Raw genomic sequence first — 17,338 nt, forward strand, 5'->3', positions numbered from 1 at the left:
TTAAACAAATAATATAGTCAATCATGAATTTACTGTTTATTCCGCTGACAATAGGACTTCCGGCCATTGACGAAAGTCTGGAAAAGCTGCTGACGGCCATGGAGACATTTCCCAATGTGGCCGTTCTCGGTGATGCCGTTTCAATGGCAAAGGCTCTCGGTCTGTGCCTGGCCCTGTGTGTCGGTTCATACGAATGCTGGATGATGATGCTCGGAAGGCGTGGTATGGATGTCATGAAGCTGTTGCGCATCATCGGCATTTCCCTGTGTATTTCATCCTCTTCATGGATATGCTCGGCTCTGCAGGTTCCGGGAAAGAGTCTGGAGTCAGCTACATGGGCTATGGCCAAGGCAAAGAACAAGGAAGTGGCGGCCTTCGAGCTGAAGGTGGCACAAAAACAGAGTGAATATCTCGACAGGCTGAGAACCGTGCAGGACTCCATTGCTACAGCAAAGCAGGTGGCCGAAATCGGTCAGGATGCTGCATGGTGGGACAAGCTGATATATAATGTGGAAAATCTGGGCTCGACCATCAACAACTACGCCCAGAGGGCTGCCGTGGCGGCTGAGACGAAGGTCAGTGAATGGATAAACGATGTAATACGCTTTGTCGGGGAACTGATTTTCCAGATGTCGTATTACGGGATGCTCGTGGCACAGAGGATTTTCATGGCCATCATGATGATATTCTGTCCGATCATGTTTGCTCTCTCGCTGGCACCGCCATGGAACTCGGCCTGGAGCCAGTGGATGTCCAAGTTCCTTTCCCTCTCGTTATGGGGATTCGTTACCTATATGTGCATCTATTATATAGACTTCATCCTTCTTTATAACCTCCAGCAGGATCTGGTGGCATACGACCATCTGCTGCACGGCTCGGTCAACTCATGGGAACAGATTGGCGCACTGGGACTGCAGGGAATAGGTTCCAACTGTATGTATGCCATGGGTATGCTCGTGGGTGCCTATATCATACGCTTCGTTCCTGAAGTGGCTTCATGGCTGATTCCGGGAGGTGTAAGTTCTGGTACGGGTTCCGTGGCAGGTTCGGCTGCAATGGGCATCACTTCGGCTGCAGGTGGTATGGCCGGAAGTATGGCAGGTTCTGCCATGAAAGGAACAGGTTCAACTGTCAGGTCATTGGTCAAATAACTTAAAATCTTTCATTATATGCTTATCGAATCACTTGCACAGAAAACCCGACTGGCCATGATGACGGTATTTGCGGTAATCGGAGGCTGCACCTTCATCTGTGCCTTTACAGTCTGGTGCTGCATTTCCCTAGTCAATAAGGAAAGGCAGCAGATTTATGTACTTGACGGAGACATTCCGTTTCTTGCCGAGCGTGCACGGCTAGAAGCCAACTTCACCATGGAGGCCAAGGCGCACATACAGCTGTTCCACCAGTATTTCTTCAACCTGCCGCCCGACAACGACTATATCAAATGGACGGTAGGGAAAGCAATGTATATGGCTGACGGAACTGCACTGAAACAGAAACAGGCCATGGACGAGAACGGTTTCTACTCGGACATCATTTCCTCTTCGGCTGTCTGCACCATCATGTGCGACTCCATTCAGTTTGACGAACATGAACGGAAGTTTACCTATTACGGTACGCAACTTATCAAGCGCAGGACCAGGGACATCAGACGCTCGATGGTGACAACAGGTTACATCGAGTCCGTACCGAGGACAAGGAACAATCCCCACGGTCTGCTCATTACCGGCTGGAGGACTCTTGAAAACAAGGATTTGGACTATTGATATACAGATATTATGAAATCATTCAGAAAAAAGATACAGGAAAGCCGTCTGAAAACGCATCTGCTTGTCAGGTCGTGGTTGCAGCCCAAACTGGGTGTCATCGGAACAAGATACCGTCTGGCCGCAAGAATCAGACTGGCCAACAGATGTGCGGCTAAACATCCGAAAACGACATTCGCAGGTGTAGCGGGAACGCTGCTTCTGCTACTTGTAAGTACCGTAGCCATAGATTCCGGCAACGGGAAACAGAGTGAGCCGGATGTCAGTTCGATAGCCGCAATGGAACCGGTGTTTCAGGGATTCCGTACCATCCAGGCAAACAAGGACATTCACCGCAGTGTATTGACGGACATGACGGTGAAGGGACAGTTACTGCGTCATGAACTGGACTCCATGATTGCCATACCTGTAAAGAGCCGTGAGGATTCCTTGCGGATCATCCTCAAATACCGGCAGCTGGAAAATATAGTCAAATCCATTAAAAACAATGATAACCCATGATTAAGATTAATTTCAAACAGCCCAAGTATATCTTTCCGCTGGTCATATTCGTTCCGCTGTGCGCACTGGTATACTTTGTGATGCAGACCTTCTCCGGTGGTGAGGAGACTGCCGGAACGGTAGCTACAGACCGTATCAACATGGAGCTTCCCCAGGCCAATGCCGAGGAAGCCGGAGACAAGATGTATGAGATGTCCAGACGTTTCGGTGACGAGGATGCCTTCACAGCCGTAAGCGGTATCGGGGAGGAAGAGCAGAAGAAGGAGGAACTGGAACACGGCTACAGCGAGGAAGAGCTGAACCGTCTGGATGCAGCCGAAGCTGAAAGACAGCGACAGCAGAGGGAACTTGAAGAACTGGAGCGTTCCCTTGCCGAATCAAGAAAGCATATCAATGCATATGCTTACGGGAACGGTCCTTCGGGAAACAGTGAAACGGGTTACGGAGGTATGGGATATTCTTCACAGGATGAGTTTGCACGTGACCTTGAAGAGATTCAGCGAAGGAGCTATGAACGGCAGAAGGCCATTGAAAGCGGACTGGGTATTAAAGACCCGGAAGCAGAGGAAGCGGAAAGAAAGCACAGGGCTGATTCCATAGCCAGAGTACGTCAGGAGGAAAGGGAACGCAACCGTCCGAGTCTGGTAATCAAGTCTGATGACACCAATGCCGACAGATTCAATACGGTTACTGCTCCGGATGAATTTGCCAAGAACAAGCTGATACGTGCCATGATTGACCAGACTACAAAGGCGCATGAAGGCACACGTCTGCGGTTCAAGCTTCTGGACGATGTGACGGTAAGCGGCACAAAGCTGAAAAAGGGTACTTACCTCTATGGTACGGTAACAGGTTTCGGACAGCAGCGTGTCAGGGCTTCCATAACCAGTATCCTTATCGGCGACAGGTTCATCAAGGTTAAGCTTTCTGTTTTTGACAATGACGGTATGGAAGGCTTCTATGTTCCTGAATCGGCTTTCAGGGATTTCATGAAGGATGCTGGTTCCAATACGGTACAGCAGAATATCAGTTTTGAATCCAGTGACGGTTACGGTACAGGTATTTCTACGGAGGCCATTGCACTCCAGTCGCTGCAGAACATGTACAACTCTGCTACCTCTGCAATATCTTCCAATATCAGAAAGAACAAGGCGAAAATCAAGTACAATACCATTGTTTACCTGATAAACTCGGAGGATGCGAGATAATATATCTGAATACAGCAAAGAAAATTATAGTAATATTTTAATATTTCAATATGAAAACCAGAATTATTCTGATAATATGCCTTATCACAGGCATAGCCGTACATCTGTCGGCCAACGAGAAGATATACATCAACCGGGAAGTGACCACGCACATTGTAATGCCGGAGAACATCAAAATGGTGGATATTTCCACTACTAAAATTATAGGCAACCAGTGTACAGACAATATCGTCCGCATCAAGCCTTATCTGGAGAATGATTCCATATCGTCTGAAGGTTACAGCGAAAATGAACTGCTGGGTACACTCACCATTATCGGTGAGCGTCATATTGCCCAGTATGACATTCTCTATACCGAATCACCGGATTGTGCTTCTACCATCTACAATGTATCCTACAATGAGACGCAGTCCTATATCAATCCGGAGGTTTCCATGCCGATGGCCGAGATTGCACGATATGCCTGGGCTGTCTATGGAAGCAGAAGAAAGTTCAACCAGATTGTATCCGACAAAAACGGAATCAGGGCATGCATCAACAACATCTATTCCATCGGTGACTATTTCTTTCTGGACTATACGCTGAAGAACAAGACTAGGATTGCATACGACATTGAGGAGATAAGGGTAAAACTTACTGACAAAAAGGAGACAAAGGCAACCAATTCACAGACCATAGAGCTTACTCCGGTATTCTCCATGAACAACACCCGTAAGTTCAGGAAGGATTACAGGAACGTGCTTGTACTTCCGAAGCTGACTTTCCCTGAAGAGAAGGTGCTCCGTCTGGAGATTTCCGAGAACCAGATAAGCGGACGTGTGGTGGTACTCACCATCGAGTATGAGGACATTCTCAATGCGGACGGCTTCGACTCGGATATTTTGGACGGTGCCGACTACTACCCCTACTATTATATTGATCATTCCATAAAAAGATAGGCCATGAAGAAGATTCTGTTCATTCTGTTTTGCTCGGTTGCATCCATCGGTGTATCGGCACAAACCGGAAAGGTTTCAGTAAATGCCGGATTCCTTTTTGCAAGTACAGTGAATGCCACTTTGGGTTATGAGTATCCGCTTTCATACGGAAATGCGGTCGAAGTATATGGTGAGGTCGGGAATCACTGGCAGAAGCCGGTATGTCACAATTTCTGGAAAGGATATTTCTGGGATGGCGGTATGGTTTACAAGCACCGTCTGGCACGGTACAAGAACGGCATGATGCGCCTTCGTCTGGGGCCTCAGTTCGGTGCGGTACAGAAGAAGTTCTTCTTCGGACTGGAGGCCGGATTTGAATACAGCTATGTGTTCCGCAGCGGACTGGAGTTCTCTGTCATACAGAAGAACAATGTGAACTTCCTGCATGGGGATACCTTCCGCAACGGTCTGCTGTTGGGTATAAAGATTCCTTTCTGACAATATAAATCTTACGGCGTATGGCATTTGAGGAGACAAGGGAACAGCAGCAGATGTACAACTACTTCAGGAGCTGCATCTATATATTTCTGATTATTGAAATCATCATGAACCTGCCTGTTACGGCTGACAACAGGGTTACTCAGTTCGTACTCGACCTGCTGGCACGGTTCAGGGTATTCAATTCCGTATCGGGATGCAAGGTGGCCGAACTGATATGCATCTGTATTGTCTGTATCGGTACAAAAGCAGAAAAGTCCCTGAAGTTCAATGTAAGGACAATGGTCATCTATCCGGTACTGGCCGGTCTGACACTTGTAGGGCTTTGTTTTGTATTCCATGGCATGAGTTTCGGATTCAGCTGGCTGGGATTTCCGGCCAACCGTCTTCTGTATGCGGTATGTTCGGTGGTGGGTACCATGCTGGTGCATCAGGGACTGGACGGTATTGCCAAGTATTACAACTACAAGGTTGGTGAGGACCGTTTCAACTTTGAGAACGAATCGTTCCAGCAGTCGGAAACACTGGTCAGCAATGATTACTCGGTGAACATTCCGATGATATACTACTGGAAAAAGAAGATGCACAAAGGATGGATCAATATCATCAATCCGTTCCGTGGTACGATTGTAAATGGAAAATTGTCGTAATATTTTTAATATCTCTGCCCGGCATGGGTGGAGCGTTTCTATGGAAGACATGGATGGAATCCGGTTTCTCAATTTCAAGAGGAAGACTTCGAGCGGTGTAACGTTCTGCTTTACCATTGAAGCCGGTGATGGTACAGCTGGCTGCATAGCAAAAGAAATATTCTCTTTTGTCAGTGCCGCTGTTCCTGAACAATGTGCAAGGGAATGGATGATTCAGTCAGGAGCAATGGAGCCATCGGAGTTCCTTCAGGCCGTGGCTGACATGGAGGATGTCAGTCTAAAGGCAAGGCTGCTGGCTCTTGAACTTGCAGCTATGAATGTCAAATGTAATCTTTTGGATACAATTCCATGGGACAGACTGAACTAACGGTGTTTTTTATGCTTGCGGCCACGTTTGGTAAGACTGAATTCCTTATAGGCTATTAATAGTTAATGAAAAGCTGTTGATAGGTTATTTACCATATCAAATACTTTAAATATCAATTGTAAATCTTTGATGCAAAAATTAATGTCGATTCTTTATAATCAGAGTCTATAAACCAATAATCATTCATAGCTTTAAGTTCAAAATCTTTATTTATTATGGAGTCTTTCTCTATAATAAAAATTGGTTTATGGAGTTCAAAAAAGAAATTCAATTCGTATTTACACCAAACAGAACTAAGTGAGTTTTCTGATTGTACAAAAATTAAGGCTTTTGATTGTTTCATCCTTTCTTCCAAAACTCTAAGTGTAGCATTACATAATAAATGTCGTTTTAAATAATCAATATCATTTATCCAATCACAAAAAATATTTTTTTTCAGATTGTTTTCTTTCCTGATAAGCTCTTGAACTTCTTTACTATCTTTACTGCTATGGGAAATAAAATAATCATAAGACTTTATCTTCTGCTCCTTTGAATTCTCAATTCTATATTCTAATTCATTCGGATTCAGCTTTATTATATATTTCTCATTAGAATATACATTTTTCAGATAATTTTTTCTTACTTTATTATTTGTATGTACTAACATATATTTCTGCTTTCTTAGACGAGGGTTAAAATTAAACTCCTGCAAATAATAAAAAGCTTCAAATCTTAACTGTTTATTAAGTTCCGTATCATTAAGTTTAAAGAAAAATTGTATCACCTTTTTGCAATAATATTTTTTTAATTCTAAAAGGATATAGACTCTATCTTTTTGGCTTGTATTTTTACGTTCATATAGTCCAATCAATTGATCAATAAATGTAGGTGTTACTTGCTGAGTTTTATATAAAGCTTTTTCAATTTTCTTATTAATATGTTCTATTTTAGGTTGCCTTTGGTTCCATAGCTTTGTTTTTGATTCTTCACATTTATCTTCTGAAAAATTATTTTTATGATATTCCAGATAATATTCAGATGATATTTTTTTATACATTGGTACTTTACAAATCAAAAGTTCAGGTTTGAGCATTTTAAAACGAGCTTTTCCACAAAATTTCATTATATATTTATCCTTAGTATGGTAGTAAGTATACTTAGACTCAACAGAAATCCATTCATATGGATAATATTTCCTTAATAAATTAATTATATCTTTCTTTGTATATTCTTGTGGTAGTAATGGCATTAACGTCTTTATCTCATCATTCCACATAGAAATAATATCTCTTACATCATGCTCAAATATACGTTTAGTAACACCAGGCATATCTTATGAATTTATTATATTTTAGGAACAAATTTGAATATTATCAATATTAACAAATATTATTACTGTTAGACAAACAAGAAATAATGGTAAATAAAACCATAACTCTGTTTTTGAAAACAAGCAACGTGAATATCTGTTTTCCTTGAAAGGGAATTTATCATAACTTGTTTTCAAAGAGAAATCTATCGAGTTCTCCTCTATATCTTTAACTTTATTATATAGGGATCGATATAGTCTTTCTTGCAGTAAATAATAAGAATCTAATCCCCAAAAAGCAATAACTGGAATTATTGAAATGATTGAATACAACTGATCAGAATCTTTACTTGATAAAGCAAAAATACCAGCAACAAGTGTTACTGCCCATCCTTTTAACATAAAAGAATTATTAGCCATTCTTGTAATAATACCTTGAATAAATTCCAAATGTTTTAATTTCATTTCCATAATTAATTTATTTTCGTTCTTACGTTTATTTATACTATTGTAAACATAGAAAATGATTCTTCAACAACCAAACTATTACTAAGAAAAAATTAAAATTACTACTAATGTTTTGGTTCTTATAAAAATAGAAATGAACTTATTTTAAAGTGTATTCTTACGCTTGCGGCCACGTTTTGGCAGACCGGATTCCTTGTAGGCTATCAGGTCAGCTCCTCTGAATACTCTTTTTGCCTTATCAGGTATCTTCAGGAAAGCCAGCGGCTTTTTCTGGTAGCGGATATAGGAATAGATGGTACAGCGGTGGACACCCAAATAGCGTGCTGCCTCCTTTACTGAATATGTCTTTTCCGGAACAACTTTCATTATTTCTCATGCTGGTTAATCTTTTCGTTTATGGGATACCGCAAATGTAAACAACTGATTATTAGCTGTCAATACATCAAATATGGGATTATTCTGGAGATTGTGAGATTTGTATGGATTATGTGTTACTTGTAAATTCAATATGGCTGGATTAAGGCGGTTGATAACGAATCTGTTTTACGGAAATCAGGAAGGCATATATTTGATGGTTGACAGCGTTGACAGCAAATCCAATGAAAATCCGTTATAAAGTCTATCTGGGAAGTTCCTGTAATACAGTATATTATATTCTTTCTGATTTTTCTTATAAAGAATAGAGTATTATAGTGTGTCAACGTTTGGCTATGGATTTTTAGCGGACTGAAAATTGTGGCTACACTTGTCAACGTTTGTCAACGCATGATTTCTATGTGAAGTATCTGATACACTGACAGATACTCTCTGTCAACACTGTCACCATTGAAACGTGTGCATTTTATTATCTGAAAACATCTGATGTGAAAGGGATACATAGTTATCCTAATGTACCATTACAGCCACAGGTTTGTTCAACATGCCTCTTCAGATATTTTTTTGCAAAGGTATCTCCGGCATTGCAAACGTCAAACACAGGGCTGAAAATCTTCCTCAAACGGGGTTGAGCGTATTTTCAGCTTTCCTTGAAGTTTGCCTTATTGAATGCCTGCGCTTCTGAGAACTGCAAAAAATATCCTTCGGGCAAGCTGAAAAACTTGCAGACAGAAGGGAAAAATCAGAGCGTATGGTACAGATGGACGAAAGCATCAGAAAGCAGTTGGAAAAGCCACAGACATGGTTCTGCAAGTATTTTCCCAAACGTATTCAGAATGTGGGCGAGAAGGAAATCGCCGACAGACAGTTGGTTTATGACTTCAAGGATGGAAGGTCTCATGAAGCGGTGGCACAGATGACGGCAGCAAGGATGATTGAGGAACACGGCAGCGGATGCTCACAATTGGTATTCATTCCGGTTCCGGCATCATCGGTAAGAAAGAATGAAATCCGGTACATGGACTTCTGCAGAAGGGTATGTGAACTCACAGGAGCTATAAACGGATATGACCATGTAAGGGTATGCGGAGAAAGGCTCGCAGTTCATGAGAACCGCAAGGCTGAAAAGGAAATCAGAAAGATAAGCATCATCGAGTTTGATGAAGAGTGGTTTAAGGACAAGACGGTCATAGTCTTCGATGATGTGATAACACGTGGAATAAGTTTCGGTATGTATGCGAATCAGTTGGAGAGTTTCGGAGCGAATGTCATTGAAGGTATCTTCCTTGCAAGGACTCATTATAAAGTATAGAACTATGGACAGAATATTATCAGAAAAATCAAAATCACTGGCTTTCACGGGACACAGAACTGTTCCCGTAGAAAGGCAGGATGAAATAAGGGCACGCCTCGTTGAAGCCGTGTCGCTTGCATGCAGGTCAGGCATTACCTGCTTCTACTCAGGCATGGCCATGGGATTCGACCTGATGGCAGCTGAAACTGTATTGTCACTGAAGGGAAGGTATCCGGATATACGGCTCATTGCAGTTGTTCCCTTCAGAAAACAGAGCTGCAGGTGGCCATCCATGGAAAAGGAACATTATCAGAAAATAATTTCCCAGGCTGACCAAGTTATCATATTGAGTGAACACTATTTCAAAGGATGTCTTTTAAGACGCAATGACTTCATGCTGGAGCATTCATGTGGCGTGATTGCCTATTATGAAGGCAAGACTTATGGAGGAACATTCTATACCTGCAAGGAAGCAAGGAAAAGATGTATTGATATAATCAATCTGTACTGAAACCTGCCCGGATTATAGTGAAAATATTGTACAAAACAGATATGCAAATTTCTTGCATATCTCATTTATAATGCTTATATTTAGATAGTTAAACAAGTTGCAAGAGGTAATTTTATGAACAATATCTACAACCGATACATTTGGCTGTTGCATACAGTCTATCAGGAAAGAAAGGTCACTTTTGAAAGGCTTTGTGATATTTGGAAGCACCATTTCCTGTACAATGGAAAGCCGTTGAGTCTGCGCACATTCCATCATCACCGGAAAATGATTGAGGAAAATTTTGATATAGTCATTGCATGTAACAGAAAGGACTATACATACTACATCCAGAATCTGGATGAAATACTCGGTGACAGTTGCCGCAACTGGCTCTTCAACATCCGTATCATCGATGTGGCCCTGAAAAGCAGTCCGTGTCTGTTCCATCGTGTCGTACTGCCTGACATGTCTGGCGGTATTGAATACCTTCCTGATATATCTGAGTGTATCAGCGATGGACATGAGCTGTACATATTCTACACCAATGACAAGGGCAATGAAGTGGAAGGCCGTTTCCAACCGGAAGGTTTGAAGCTGTTTAATAATCGCTGGTATCTGCTTGGGTATAGGAACGGATCAGAGTTCTGTGCTGTTCCTCTTGATACACTGACAAGAATTTATCTCAGCGGAAACAGGTTTCAGACTGACTGCAGATTTTCGCTTGCCAATCGTCTTTCGGACTCCATTGGCGTTGTGGCTCCGACCGGACAGCAGCCGGAAGAGGTTACACTACGGGCTTATGGTCCATTTGCCGATTATCTGAGAAAGCATCCTTTCCACCATTCTCAGGTGGAAAGGAATGATATGGGGACTTTCACTTCATTTGATTACACACTTCTTGTGACTGACGAACTGGTAGATGAAATCCTGGCTCTTGGTGATAAGGTGGAGATTACTTTTCCGGAAAAGTTGAGAATTAAACTGCTTCAGAAGATTGGGCGTATCAGGAATAGGTATGCAACATAGAAATCTGCAATGGTGAAATATTACTTTTGAGTAGTAAACATTCGCTCAATCATTGCTTCAAGCTCAGGACTCAATGGACGTTCTGTGTCCATACACTCCTTCTCACCGGCAACCAGGTCACCATATATATTCCTGTAACGTTCAGCCTCACTGCCATCACAGCAAAGCATAGCCGTCTCAAACTCCTTAATCATTTTCTTACGCTGGCTCTCTGGATATTCCTTAGTCTTACCATAACAGGTAATAGTAAATGTTCTTGCCATAATCATAGGATTTATTTGTTATACCTTTGTTTATAATCTTTTTTGCTATACTAATATACGAAAATATTCTGATAATCAGAAATTTAACAACAAAAATCGCAAGAAATTAATTATAAATTTCAGCTTTACAATATTACTGTTTATCCGAAATTCCTGCTATAGTTGAGATTTAACATGCTTTCCAAAACTTACATCTTCCCATTCACCGCCATGAGAATCTTATAAAATTTATATGCCAACAAAAGAGAGAAAATCTATCTTTTATTGGCATAATATTATATATTGCATTTGTTCTCCAAGTCCAAACAGAACAAATCAAGACTCCGGCTTTTTTGACGGCATGTCTTAAGTCCTTTTCTCATATCTTTTGATATATTATCATAGTCCAGATTCTTTTTGTCAGTGTTGATGTATCTGGTTCTTTTTTTACCGTCAATCCTGCTGATCAGATAATGTAGACGTTCCTTTGGATTTGCGTATTGTGCTGTTTCCTTGCAGGAATTGTCAAATAGAGGTATAAGCCATGCATCTGTCTCTTCAATGGCTATTGCATATGCAACCTTGTCTCGATAAGCCTCCGGAACAATATTCGAGATTTTATATTCTACTGCTTTATACAGATAATCACAATATTCTTTCCAATCTGTATCTTTTGTACGTAATGGTTCATTTATATCATACCCAGCTTCACCTCGTTCTGCAGTATCTATCTGAACAACAAGCAAAGCATCATCTGCCAATATATCAAAAAAAGACTGGAGCAAGCTAATGTCCTCACATGATTTCAAAACCAGATTCCAGTTACTGAAATTCATTTCATTCAAATCAGTCTCGTCAAACTGTTCACTGGGACGCAATTGAACGACATCACTACCATCAATACCCTTCAAAGCTTTCAGAACTGCCTTTATTACAGCTATGTCAGCTTTTCCTTCTGCTATAATACCCAATCTCATATCATCAGAAATTATAAGGTACACCGCCAATAAGTCCTTTCATCCACATTTCTGAAAGCATCATGCGCTGTTCACCTGTCTGTTCTTTTGTCTGGATACGTTTAGCCTGCGTTTTTCCCTCATCGTTACGGGTCACAACGTATAATCGCTGACTGCCGTCATTAAGATTCAAGCCATCCAATATGGCCGGATTATGCGTTGTTATAAGTACCTGCTTACCATTCTTGACAGCCAATTCACAGATTTTCTTCATGAGAAACCTGCACAAACGGGGATTCAACCCATTTTCAATGTTGTCAATGGCAAAGAAGTCCGGGGTCTTCCTGCTGATAAAGAGTGTAAGATAAAACAATAATTCCAACGCACCTTCATTGGCATTCTCCGCAGAAAACAGATTGTTCTTTTTCTGCATAAACTTATCCCTGAAATAGAGATTGGATTTACTTCTTCCCAATTTATATCCCTGCATCTTGTATATTTCTTCATTGTCAAAGAATATATCTTCAATCCAGGATATATAGTCTTTAGCAGATTCTTTTATCTGCATGATTTCTTCTTTGGGTATGTTGTTAAGAAGCACATCAAGGCCTTCTCCATTCAAACCAAGAGGATATTGCAAGCTGTCTGAAGTCAATCCACGAAGTGCGTTGATAGACAGTGAATAAATAAGATACTTGGACAAATATTCCTTTAACTTATCTGTTTTTTTTACAGCTTCCTTAATATTTCCACGCCTGGCTCCAGTTGACCAAGGAGCATTCCAAGTAGAATAAATATCCTCTGGAGTTAAATTGGTAACTGCATATTTTATACGTTCTCCTTCAGTTCCAGATATATTTACATTAATGGTGTTGTTGGATGGCTGGCCATAAAATGAACTTATCATTAAGTCCGGTTTTGCTATTCTGATACCTTTCTGTATCATGGAATTTACCTCTATTTGGGCAGAACGCTCAGCTGCAACCATTGCTATAGCTTCAAGAATATTTGATTTACCGGAACCGTTAGCACCAATAAAAACGTTGACATTACCTAAAGATAATGTCATATCTGTTATTGACTTGAAATTTTTTACAGTTATAGTTTCTATCATATTATCTGTTTTACAAAAAACACCTAATTCCATATCAGGTCGTACATATAAATACAAAGATACGGAAATTTCACTATAATAATGAATTAAAAAGCATATTTTTAGACACATAACATAACTTGTTAATCAGTATATTAATATAATAGCTCTCTTGATACAACATAATAATCAGCCAAAATGTAATTCCTCCTGTTTGACTGGATGTTGTTGCTCAACAGGTATTTCCTCCTGGTTTTCTGCTACAACCTCAGTTTCAAGATCCAGTCCGAAAGTCTCTTTCAGCTGGAGATAATCAAAGCACAATGCCTTTGGTCGGTTTACCTTTACCTTCTTAACCTGCTCTCCATTCACAATGTCGATGATATAGTCAGGAAGTCCGCTTGGCAGAAGTATGGTGAATCTGTCCTGTTTCAGTCCCAGATATGAAGCATGGGATTTCAGGTACGACATGATGGTGGACCAGTTCGAGCGGTTGGAGGTGGAACCTGCATTCCGGCTGTTGAACAGTGATGCTACGGCTGCTGTGTTCAGATAGAGAATCGGACGTGCCTCCTTAAATTCTATATCTTCTTTTACAGACAATGGGCGGAAGGATTTCATATACCTTATACGGTAATGTGCCTTCTCAATACATTTCCCTGAAGTCTGGAATCCCTGAAGCATACTCCAGAAGTCCGCTATTTCCGAACTTTCCTGAGCCAGCTCATTCTGATTGCGTATTCCCCTGACTGCCGTATCAAACAATTCTGCATAGCTGAAAGGCACGTCAATTACTGTCTCCAGCGTTCTGAAGGTGGCCAATGGAATAACCCAGTTTCCGAATATACGGTCATGGATGGTTTCATTCTCCAGTTTCGCAGCTAGCTCACGCTTGGTAATGGAATATATTTCCGGAAAGTTCTTCTCAAACAGTTCCCGGTATCCCAGTATCTCCAGGGTGAGGTGGGTAAGTCCCATGTTGCAGACTGATACAAGGTCTTCATAGGCTCTTTTCTCATTCTGGTTGAATGATGTCTTTGAAAAGGCAAGGAAGATGACACGGGTATAGAGTGCCATATCCTGTGTCGGCTTGTCCTGGCCGCAAAGGGCTACACCTGTTGTGACAATGGTCTGTGCTGCCATCCCGTCTGTATTCGTATTCTTCTTGGTCTGGCCGCCACCGCCCCAGAGCCCTTTCAGATAGGCTATCTTGCGTATGTCGAGGTCGTTCTTGTATTCATCAAGCACGGCAAGAGTATTGACGGCCTGTGACACACGGTCGTTCATGGCCGGTACAGAGGTTACTCCAAGGTTTGGCGGATCTACTCCGTGCAGAAAAAAGGACTGGAGGGAAGTAGCCAGGGTTGTCTTACCGGTTCCTTTCTCACCGAAAAGGTTCAGGATGGGAAAGTGGCGGGTACGTCTGAATATGATGTCACGGAAGAGGGTGGCAAGCAGGTAACAGAAGGCTACGCTTGCATTCTCACCGAATACTTCCATCAGTCTTTTTACGTAATCGTACAGTTTTATCCCGTTACGGTTCTCATGTACCATGAGTCTTTCAAACTGGAATATCTCCGGATTGTTGAGATAGATTTTTGAAGTGGCCGGTATATAGAAGGCCTTGCCGTTGATTCCACGGACAATACCCAAATCATCAACGGCATTGAATGTGCCTGCAAAAAATATTCCGTTACCGAAAGCGAAGAATCCTTCAGCCGCATTCCAACCGAACTTTCTGATACGTTCTGCCGTATCGGTCTTTGAGTACAGGTATTCCTTTACACGGTTGAGCTTGTCTATCTTGGCCAGCCATACATAATTGCCCAGTGAGCCGACCTTCTGCTGAAAGTTGCTCAGTGAGCAGAGTTCTGACTCCTTCAGTTCTATGACCCTGCATACATTGTACATATTTCTCATACGGAAGATTCTGGTTCCGTTTATCTCATCCTCGATATGGAATAGCGGTTCCATGATGAAGTTGGAGATTCTTGACGGTTCATCATCATCTTCACCGATGGAGTAGTAACAGTTTTCCCTGACGAACAGACCGAACTGGCGCAGCAGTTCAGCTTCACGCTGCATCTCGTTCATGGCCGCAGGTTTGTCGTTCCTTCTCCTGGCTTCACCACGTGCCTGGGTAACGGCATCACGCCATAGTTTTACCTTCCCGTGCAGTCTGGAAAGCTGTTCTATGCACTGGTCGTACACCAGCTGGTCTTTTATATAGCGCAGCAGGTCTGCTATTTCCGCAACACATTTTCTTTCCTCTACCATAGAACCGGCCACCAGAAAACGTTTCTGTGCCAGCCAGATGATAAAATGCTTTTCCGGAAGTGAAGTATAATCCTCCCTGCTGCGGATATAGCTGTCGGCATCATTCTTGGCATATTGTACTTCTCCTTCTGCCTCGGATGGTATTTCTGCAAAAGGAAGTTCCCTGACTGTTACATGGAATCCTTTTCTTATGGCTGCAGCCCCGTTGGTCATCACCGCCTCAAATCCAGGCCCGTATGGCTTGCCTTCCGCAATATCTGAATCTGGAATGAAACAGAGTGAGGATACATACTTCTTCAGCTGCTCGAATTGGTTGTCACTCCAGGCTGTTCCAAGTGACGCTACTGTATTGTCGTATCCAATCGACTGCATTCTCAGGACATCAGGAGCACCTTCTACAATGATATAATAGTCGGCATCACGCAGTCTGGCGGCACGGTCAATACCGAATACTGTTTCTCCCTTGGAGTAAATCATGCTTGTTGCCGAGTTGATATACTTGGGAGCTTTCCTGTTGTCTCCGATGTATCTGGCTGTATAGGCAATGATGCGTCCCCATCTGTTTCTCACGGGAATCATGATACGCTGTCGGAACATGGCGTATGTGTTTCCGTCCTCGCCACGCTTGAACATACCGAGTTCGTACAGCAGTTCTTCGTTCAGAGCCTTGCTTCTGCAGAAATCCATAAAGGCCTGGCCATCCTTCGGTGCATAGCCTATTCCGGCAAAGGCACAGAACTCCTCATGCCACCGACTGTATGCGTAGGCCCTGGCATCAAGGCTCTCTTCCTTGTCTGTTGCTCTTAAATTCTGCAGGAAGAAAGACTGTACTGTATCGAGAACTGTCAGAAGTGACTCCCGGTGCCTGGCTTCAGCCATCTGTTCCTCACTGCGCTCTTCACTGACGTATTCTACCGGAATATTATGGTTCCTGGCAATAAATTCCACGGCGGCACTGAAGGAAAGGTTTTCCTTTTCCATTATAAACGTAATGGAATCACCACCACGGTTACAGCTGAAACAGTGGAAGAGATTCTTGCCTGGGGTAACGGCAAAGGAACCGGTCTTCTCTGTATGAAAAGGACAAAGTCCCATCAGTGTTGAACCTTTTCTGGACAGTCTGACATAAGGACTGAGTACGTCTTCTATGGCAAGTTCCCTTACTTTCCGTATGGTTGTTTCGCTTATCATAACGTACTGAGCAGGTTCCAACAATCGATTATTGACTGGCCGGAGTATTTCGGACGGCTGACATTATTAGGATTAAGCGGTTGGATATATCCGTTATCTCTGTATTTTTTGAGTGTCTTGTTGCTGATACCGAGTTCAGCACAGGTGCGCTTGACTGAATAGACACCGTTTGGATCGCACGCTGGTCTGATTTCTTTCATTATTATAAAATCATTATGAATGTGCGATACAAATACCTGTCCGACTTTATTTTAAACTATAAGCTGGCGAACAAAGGTTACTGACGCACATTTCTGTACCTACTATAATTGTTTTCTTTATATTTCATAGAGTATCACGGCTAAATTAAACATATATAGTTTACCACTATTAAAATATTAGCCATAATATGTTTATCATTTGTCTTTTTTGACTGGTCTTTCAGTCTGTTTCGACTGACTTTCATCAAAATAGTCCTGGGTGGTACGCTGCAGGAGCCTGAGGTCTGCCGTGCGGTATTCCACCTTACCGGGTCTTTTATAGGAAACCACCTTTCCCTGACGTTTCCATCTTTCTACATTCCTGCGGCCAAACAGCTCGTATGCCTTCCTCTGGCTGATGAATTCAGGATCATCCTTGTCGGCTTTCAATTGCCTGACAATTCTGGAGGAGAGGTCATTCAGGAATGTTTCGTATGGTATAAGATGGTCCAGAAACTGTAATATCTTCATATAAACCTGATTTGG

The 17,338-nt window shown here is 42.1% G+C and carries 19 protein-coding genes and 1 pseudogene; 11 read left to right on the top strand and 9 right to left on the bottom strand.

Features of this window, described 5'->3' with window-relative positions:
• The first annotated feature begins 23 nt into the window (after window positions 1-23).
• The 8 genes and pseudogenes from C510_RS0109460 to C510_RS0109495 all read left to right on the top strand — a co-directional run bounded on the left by C510_RS0109460 (window position 24) and on the right by C510_RS0109495 (window position 5,907).
• On the top strand, window positions 24-1,151 hold the full coding sequence (locus tag C510_RS0109460; RefSeq protein WP_018711102.1) for a TraJ family protein: 1,128 nt from the start codon (window positions 24-26) through the stop codon (window positions 1,149-1,151).
• 18 nt (window positions 1,152-1,169) lie between these two features.
• Entirely contained in the window at window positions 1,170-1,766 is a 597-nt protein-coding gene (gene traK / locus C510_RS0109465; RefSeq protein ID WP_018711103.1) for a conjugative transposon protein TraK, read from the top strand.
• Window positions 1,767-1,778: 12 nt separating this feature from the next.
• On the top strand, window positions 1,779-2,267 hold the full coding sequence (locus C510_RS0109470) for a hypothetical protein (protein ID WP_018711104.1): 489 nt from the start codon (window positions 1,779-1,781) through the stop codon (window positions 2,265-2,267).
• Complete coding sequence (locus C510_RS0109475; RefSeq protein WP_018711105.1) at window positions 2,264-3,475, top strand: conjugative transposon protein TraM; 1,212 nt, start codon at window positions 2,264-2,266, stop codon at window positions 3,473-3,475. The genes C510_RS0109470 and C510_RS0109475 overlap by 4 nt, the downstream gene beginning before the upstream one ends.
• A 50-nt stretch (window positions 3,476-3,525) precedes the next feature.
• Window positions 3,526-4,413, top strand: a complete 888-nt coding sequence (gene traN / locus C510_RS0109480) for a conjugative transposon protein TraN (protein ID WP_018711106.1) — start codon at window positions 3,526-3,528, stop codon at window positions 4,411-4,413.
• A gap of 3 nt (window positions 4,414-4,416) precedes the next feature.
• Window positions 4,417-4,890: a hypothetical protein gene (locus tag C510_RS0109485; protein ID WP_018711107.1), complete on the top strand. Its 474-nt coding sequence runs from the start codon at window positions 4,417-4,419 to the stop codon at window positions 4,888-4,890.
• A gap of 20 nt (window positions 4,891-4,910) precedes the next feature.
• Window positions 4,911-5,528 (top strand): annotated as a pseudogene (locus C510_RS0109490) (YWFCY domain-containing protein); the annotation flags it as partial.
• Window positions 5,524-5,907, top strand: coding sequence for a hypothetical protein (locus C510_RS0109495; RefSeq protein ID WP_025892286.1), 384 nt, complete (start codon window positions 5,524-5,526; stop codon window positions 5,905-5,907). The pseudogene C510_RS0109490 and the gene C510_RS0109495, both read left to right, overlap by 5 nt.
• A 112-nt stretch (window positions 5,908-6,019) precedes the next feature.
• Here the strand turns inward: C510_RS0109495 and C510_RS0109500 are convergent, their stop codons facing one another.
• The 3 genes from C510_RS0109500 to C510_RS0109510 all read right to left on the bottom strand — a co-directional run bounded on the left by C510_RS0109500 (window position 6,020) and on the right by C510_RS0109510 (window position 8,032).
• Window positions 6,020-7,219: a TIR domain-containing protein gene (locus tag C510_RS0109500; RefSeq protein WP_018711110.1), complete on the bottom strand. Its 1,200-nt coding sequence runs from the start codon at window positions 7,217-7,219 to the stop codon at window positions 6,020-6,022.
• 21 nt (window positions 7,220-7,240) lie between these two features.
• The gene (locus C510_RS17120; RefSeq protein WP_018711111.1) at window positions 7,241-7,669 is read right to left on the bottom strand and encodes a hypothetical protein; all 429 of its coding nucleotides are present in this window, start codon (window positions 7,667-7,669) and stop codon (window positions 7,241-7,243) included.
• Between the two features lie 141 nt (window positions 7,670-7,810).
• Window positions 7,811-8,032, bottom strand: coding sequence for a helix-turn-helix domain-containing protein (locus tag C510_RS0109510; protein WP_018711112.1), 222 nt, complete (start codon window positions 8,030-8,032; stop codon window positions 7,811-7,813).
• Window positions 8,033-8,792: 760 nt separating this feature from the next.
• Here C510_RS0109510 and C510_RS0109515 point away from each other — a divergent pair.
• The 3 genes from C510_RS0109515 (at window position 8,793) to C510_RS0109525 (ending at window position 10,854) form a co-directional block, all read left to right on the top strand.
• Window positions 8,793-9,353 (top strand): phosphoribosyltransferase, encoded by a 561-nt coding sequence (locus C510_RS0109515; RefSeq protein WP_018711113.1) that lies wholly within the window; start codon window positions 8,793-8,795, stop codon window positions 9,351-9,353.
• 4 nt (window positions 9,354-9,357) lie between these two features.
• Complete coding sequence (locus tag C510_RS0109520; protein ID WP_025892287.1) at window positions 9,358-9,846, top strand: SLOG family protein; 489 nt, start codon at window positions 9,358-9,360, stop codon at window positions 9,844-9,846.
• Window positions 9,847-9,960: 114 nt separating this feature from the next.
• Complete coding sequence (locus tag C510_RS0109525) at window positions 9,961-10,854, top strand: helix-turn-helix transcriptional regulator (RefSeq protein ID WP_018711115.1); 894 nt, start codon at window positions 9,961-9,963, stop codon at window positions 10,852-10,854.
• Window positions 10,855-10,874: 20 nt separating this feature from the next.
• Here C510_RS0109525 and C510_RS0109530 read toward each other — a convergent pair whose 3' ends face one another.
• The 6 genes from C510_RS0109530 to C510_RS0109550 all read right to left on the bottom strand — a co-directional run bounded on the left by C510_RS0109530 (window position 10,875) and on the right by C510_RS0109550 (window position 17,323).
• Window positions 10,875-11,117, bottom strand: a complete 243-nt coding sequence (locus C510_RS0109530) for a hypothetical protein (protein ID WP_244870471.1) — start codon at window positions 11,115-11,117, stop codon at window positions 10,875-10,877.
• Window positions 11,118-11,392: 275 nt separating this feature from the next.
• The gene (locus C510_RS0109535) at window positions 11,393-12,073 is read right to left on the bottom strand and encodes a hypothetical protein (protein WP_025892288.1); all 681 of its coding nucleotides are present in this window, start codon (window positions 12,071-12,073) and stop codon (window positions 11,393-11,395) included.
• A 4-nt stretch (window positions 12,074-12,077) separates the two neighbouring features.
• Window positions 12,078-13,166 (bottom strand): AAA family ATPase, encoded by a 1,089-nt coding sequence (locus C510_RS0109540; RefSeq protein WP_018711118.1) that lies wholly within the window; start codon window positions 13,164-13,166, stop codon window positions 12,078-12,080.
• 168 nt (window positions 13,167-13,334) lie between these two features.
• On the bottom strand, window positions 13,335-16,613 hold the full coding sequence (locus C510_RS0109545) for a DNA primase (protein WP_026320176.1): 3,279 nt from the start codon (window positions 16,611-16,613) through the stop codon (window positions 13,335-13,337).
• Window positions 16,610-16,813, bottom strand: coding sequence for a hypothetical protein (locus tag C510_RS17770; RefSeq protein WP_025892289.1), 204 nt, complete (start codon window positions 16,811-16,813; stop codon window positions 16,610-16,612). The genes C510_RS0109545 and C510_RS17770 overlap by 4 nt, the downstream gene beginning before the upstream one ends.
• A gap of 195 nt (window positions 16,814-17,008) precedes the next feature.
• A complete protein-coding gene (locus tag C510_RS0109550) occupies window positions 17,009-17,323 on the bottom strand; it encodes a hypothetical protein (protein WP_008157769.1) in 315 nt (104 codons plus the stop codon).
• Window positions 17,324-17,338: the final 15 nt, after the last annotated feature.

Source organism: Phocaeicola barnesiae DSM 18169 = JCM 13652 (genome assembly GCF_000374585.1).
Taxonomy (GTDB): domain Bacteria; phylum Bacteroidota; class Bacteroidia; order Bacteroidales; family Bacteroidaceae; genus Phocaeicola; species Phocaeicola barnesiae.

What these genes read in the sequence shown, in the direction of transcription:
- C510_RS0109535 (WP_025892288.1), bottom strand. Translation starts at nt 12,073, where the DNA reads ATGAGATTGGGTATTATAGCAGAAGGAAAAGCTGACATAGCTGTAATA.
- C510_RS17120 (WP_018711111.1), bottom strand. Translation starts at nt 7,669, where the DNA reads ATGGAAATGAAATTAAAACATTTGGAATTTATTCAAGGTATTATTACA.
- C510_RS0109460 (WP_018711102.1), top strand. Translation starts at nt 24, where the DNA reads ATGAATTTACTGTTTATTCCGCTGACAATAGGACTTCCGGCCATTGAC.
- C510_RS0109515 (WP_018711113.1), top strand. Translation starts at nt 8,793, where the DNA reads ATGGTACAGATGGACGAAAGCATCAGAAAGCAGTTGGAAAAGCCACAG.
- C510_RS0109495 (WP_025892286.1), top strand. Translation starts at nt 5,524, where the DNA reads ATGGAAAATTGTCGTAATATTTTTAATATCTCTGCCCGGCATGGGTGG.
- traN (WP_018711106.1), top strand. Translation starts at nt 3,526, where the DNA reads ATGAAAACCAGAATTATTCTGATAATATGCCTTATCACAGGCATAGCC.
- C510_RS0109520 (WP_025892287.1), top strand. Translation starts at nt 9,358, where the DNA reads ATGGACAGAATATTATCAGAAAAATCAAAATCACTGGCTTTCACGGGA.
- C510_RS0109550 (WP_008157769.1), bottom strand. Translation starts at nt 17,323, where the DNA reads ATGAAGATATTACAGTTTCTGGACCATCTTATACCATACGAAACATTC.
- C510_RS0109500 (WP_018711110.1), bottom strand. Translation starts at nt 7,219, where the DNA reads ATGCCTGGTGTTACTAAACGTATATTTGAGCATGATGTAAGAGATATT.
- C510_RS0109475 (WP_018711105.1), top strand. Translation starts at nt 2,264, where the DNA reads ATGATTAAGATTAATTTCAAACAGCCCAAGTATATCTTTCCGCTGGTC.
- C510_RS0109485 (WP_018711107.1), top strand. Translation starts at nt 4,417, where the DNA reads ATGAAGAAGATTCTGTTCATTCTGTTTTGCTCGGTTGCATCCATCGGT.
- C510_RS0109540 (WP_018711118.1), bottom strand. Translation starts at nt 13,166, where the DNA reads ATGATAGAAACTATAACTGTAAAAAATTTCAAGTCAATAACAGATATG.
- C510_RS0109510 (WP_018711112.1), bottom strand. Translation starts at nt 8,032, where the DNA reads ATGAAAGTTGTTCCGGAAAAGACATATTCAGTAAAGGAGGCAGCACGC.
- traK (WP_018711103.1), top strand. Translation starts at nt 1,170, where the DNA reads ATGCTTATCGAATCACTTGCACAGAAAACCCGACTGGCCATGATGACG.
- C510_RS0109530 (WP_244870471.1), bottom strand. Translation starts at nt 11,117, where the DNA reads ATGGCAAGAACATTTACTATTACCTGTTATGGTAAGACTAAGGAATAT.
- C510_RS0109525 (WP_018711115.1), top strand. Translation starts at nt 9,961, where the DNA reads ATGAACAATATCTACAACCGATACATTTGGCTGTTGCATACAGTCTAT.
- C510_RS0109470 (WP_018711104.1), top strand. Translation starts at nt 1,779, where the DNA reads ATGAAATCATTCAGAAAAAAGATACAGGAAAGCCGTCTGAAAACGCAT.
- C510_RS17770 (WP_025892289.1), bottom strand. Translation starts at nt 16,813, where the DNA reads ATGAAAGAAATCAGACCAGCGTGCGATCCAAACGGTGTCTATTCAGTC.
- C510_RS0109545 (WP_026320176.1), bottom strand. Translation starts at nt 16,613, where the DNA reads ATGATAAGCGAAACAACCATACGGAAAGTAAGGGAACTTGCCATAGAA.